Raw genomic sequence first — 3,038 nt, forward strand, 5'->3', positions numbered from 1 at the left:
CAACCGGGGGTTTTGCCCAATGAGCTATAAATCGGACATTGAAATCGCGCGTGAGGCGCAGAAGAAGCCTATTCAGGAAATCGGCGCTAAGATCGGCATCGATTCTGCTGATCTGCTGCCCTATGGCCATGACAAGGCCAAAGTCAGCCAGGACTTCATCAATTCGGTGCAGGGTCGAGAAGACGGCAAGCTGGTGCTGGTCACCGCGATCAACCCGACGCCTGCGGGTGAGGGTAAGACGACCACGACCGTTGGTCTGGGTGATGGTCTGAACCGCATTGGCAAGAATGCGATGATCTGTATCCGCGAAGCCTCGCTGGGCCCGAACTTTGGCATGAAGGGCGGCGCCGCGGGTGGCGGTTATGCGCAGGTTGTTCCGATGGAGGAAATGAACCTGCACTTCACCGGGGATTTCCACGCGATCACCTCGGCGCATTCGCTGCTGTCGGCGATGATCGACAACCACATCTACTGGGGCAATGAAGCCGAAATCGATGTACGCCGCGTTGCATGGCGTCGTGTTGTCGACATGAACGACCGGGCGCTGCGTCAGATCACAGCGTCCCTGGGTGGTGTGTCGAACGGCTTCCCGCGCGAAACTGGCTTTGACATCACCGTGGCGTCCGAGGTCATGGCGATCCTGTGCCTGTCCAACGACCTGAAGGATCTGGAAAAGCGTCTGGGTGACATCATCGTGGCCTATCGCCGCGACAAGACCGCTGTTTACTGCCGCGACATCAAGGCCGAAGGCGCAATGACCGTGCTGCTGAAGGACGCGATGCAGCCGAACCTGGTGCAGACGCTGGAAAACAACCCGGCATTCGTCCACGGTGGCCCGTTTGCGAATATCGCGCATGGCTGTAACTCTGTCATCGCTACCAAGACCGCTTTGAAAGTGGCTGACTATGTCGTGACTGAGGCCGGTTTTGGTGCCGATCTGGGCGCCGAGAAGTTCATGAACATCAAGTGCCGTAAGGCGGGCATCGCGCCGTCTGCAGTGGTGCTGGTTGCCACCGTGCGTGCGATGAAGATGAACGGTGGCGTTGCCAAGGCCGATCTGGGTGCGGAAAACGTCGACGCGGTCAACTCGGGCTGTGCCAACCTGGGCCGTCACATCGAGAACGTGAAATCATTCGGCGTGCCGGTTGTGGTTGCCATCAACCACTTCGTCACCGACACCGATGCCGAAGTGCAGGCGGTCAGCGACTATTGCGCCGAGCATGGGGTTGAGGCGGTTCTGTCGCGTCATTGGGAGCTGGGCTCGGAAGGCTCTGCGCCGCTGGCCGAGAAGGTTGTCGAGATCGTCGAAGGCGGCAGTGCCAACTTCGCACCGATCTATCCCGACGACATGCCGCTGTTCGAGAAAATCGAAACCATCGCCAAGCGCATCTACCGCGCCGACGAGGTTCTGGCCGACAACAAGATCCGCAACCAGCTGCGTGAGTGGGAAGAGGCCGGATACGGCAATCTGCCGGTCTGCATGGCCAAGACGCAGTATTCGTTCTCGACAGACCCCACCTTGCGCGGTGCGCCCACCGGCCATTCGGTTCCGGTGCGTGAGGTACGCCTGAGCGCGGGTGCCGGCTTTATCGTGGTTGTCTGCGGTGAGATCATGACCATGCCCGGTCTGCCACGCAAACCGGCTGCGGAAACCATCTGCCTCAATGACGCAGGTGAGATCGAGGGCTTGTTCTAAGTCGCCGAATAGGACATCTCGTGGTCCGGGGTTTTCCCGGGCCATGAGGAGATCGCGATGCCCACTCTGACACCGCCGCAAGACTGTGCAACGATGCAGGATCTGCGGGTTCAGATCGACAAGCTGGACCGCCAACTGATCGAAATGTTGGTGGCGCGCGCAGGCTACATTGACCGCGCGTCCGAGCTGAAGCCGGGCGAGGGCCTGCCTGCCCGTATCCCGGACCGTGTCGAAGACGTGGTGCACCGCGTGCGCACAAGCTCTGCCGAGCTGGGAATGGATCCGGATTTGGCCGAAAGACTGTGGCGCATGTTGATTGACTGGTCGATTGCACGTGAGGAACGTGTTCTCGGCCCGGACTGAATGACCGGGCGCTTCACGCGCCCGATCCGTTTTTGAAAGAAGGGATCAAAGGATGGTAGCGCAGGTTATCGACGGCAAGGCCTTTGCGGCCAAGGTCCGTGCGCAAGTGGCCGATCAGGTCGCAAAGCTGAAAGAAGAAAACCGCATCACCCCCGGCCTGGCCGTGGTTCTGGTAGGCGAAGATCCGGCCAGCCAGGTCTATGTCCGCTCGAAAGGCAAGATGACGGTCGAGGTCGGCATGAACTCGTACGAGCACAAGCTGGACATCGATACCTCCGAGGAAGACCTGCTGGCGTTGATCGACAAGCTGAACAATGACCCGGCTGTGCATGGCATTCTGGTTCAATTGCCGCTGCCCAAGCACCTGAACGAGGATCTGGTGATCAACTCGGTCTCGCCGGCAAAGGATGTGGACGGGTTCCATATCTCGAATGTGGGCCTCTTGGGCACCGGTCAGAAATCGATGGTGCCTTGCACACCGTTGGGCTGTCTGATGATGCTCCGAGATCACCATGGTTCGCTGTCGGGCATGGATGCGGTTGTGATCGGACGCTCGAATATCGTGGGCAAGCCGATGGCGCAGCTGCTGCTGGGCGACAGCTGCACCGTGACCATCGCGCATAGCCGCACCAAGGATCTGCCCGATGTGGTCCGCCGCGCCGACATCGTCGTGGCCGCCGTTGGCCGCCCCGAAATGGTGCCGGGCGACTGGATCAAGGAAGGCGCGACCGTCATCGACGTGGGCATCAACCGCATTGAACGCGACGGTAAGAACAAACTGGTCGGTGACGTCGACTACGCCAGCGCGGCAGCACGCGCCGGCGCCATCACCCCGGTCCCCGGCGGCGTCGGCCCCATGACCATCGCCTGCCTGCTGGCCAACACACTCACCGCCTGCTGCCGCGCAAACAAACTCCCAGAACCCGAAGGCCTGACAGCCTGAGCTATTTCGTTGGGGCGCAAAATATGCGCCCCAACA

Annotated in this window: 3 protein-coding genes; all 3 read left to right on the top strand. The window is 60.5% G+C overall.

Annotated elements, in window-relative coordinates:
• Positions 1-19: 19 nt before the first annotated feature.
• Genes DS906_RS13915 through folD form a run of 3 tightly spaced genes read left to right on the top strand, consistent with a single transcriptional unit; the run spans position 20 to position 3,002 of the window.
• Complete coding sequence (locus DS906_RS13915) at positions 20-1,696, top strand: formate--tetrahydrofolate ligase (RefSeq protein WP_113790747.1); 1,677 nt, start codon at positions 20-22, stop codon at positions 1,694-1,696.
• Positions 1,697-1,753: 57 nt separating this feature from the next.
• Positions 1,754-2,059 (top strand): chorismate mutase, encoded by a 306-nt coding sequence (locus DS906_RS13920; RefSeq protein WP_113790748.1) that lies wholly within the window; start codon positions 1,754-1,756, stop codon positions 2,057-2,059.
• A gap of 52 nt (positions 2,060-2,111) precedes the next feature.
• Positions 2,112-3,002 (top strand): bifunctional methylenetetrahydrofolate dehydrogenase/methenyltetrahydrofolate cyclohydrolase FolD, encoded by an 891-nt coding sequence (gene folD, locus DS906_RS13925; RefSeq protein WP_113790749.1) that lies wholly within the window; start codon positions 2,112-2,114, stop codon positions 3,000-3,002.
• Positions 3,003-3,038: the final 36 nt, after the last annotated feature.

This window comes from Ruegeria sp. A3M17 (assembly GCF_003318255.1).
In the GTDB taxonomy this organism is placed as follows: domain Bacteria; phylum Pseudomonadota; class Alphaproteobacteria; order Rhodobacterales; family Rhodobacteraceae; genus Ruegeria.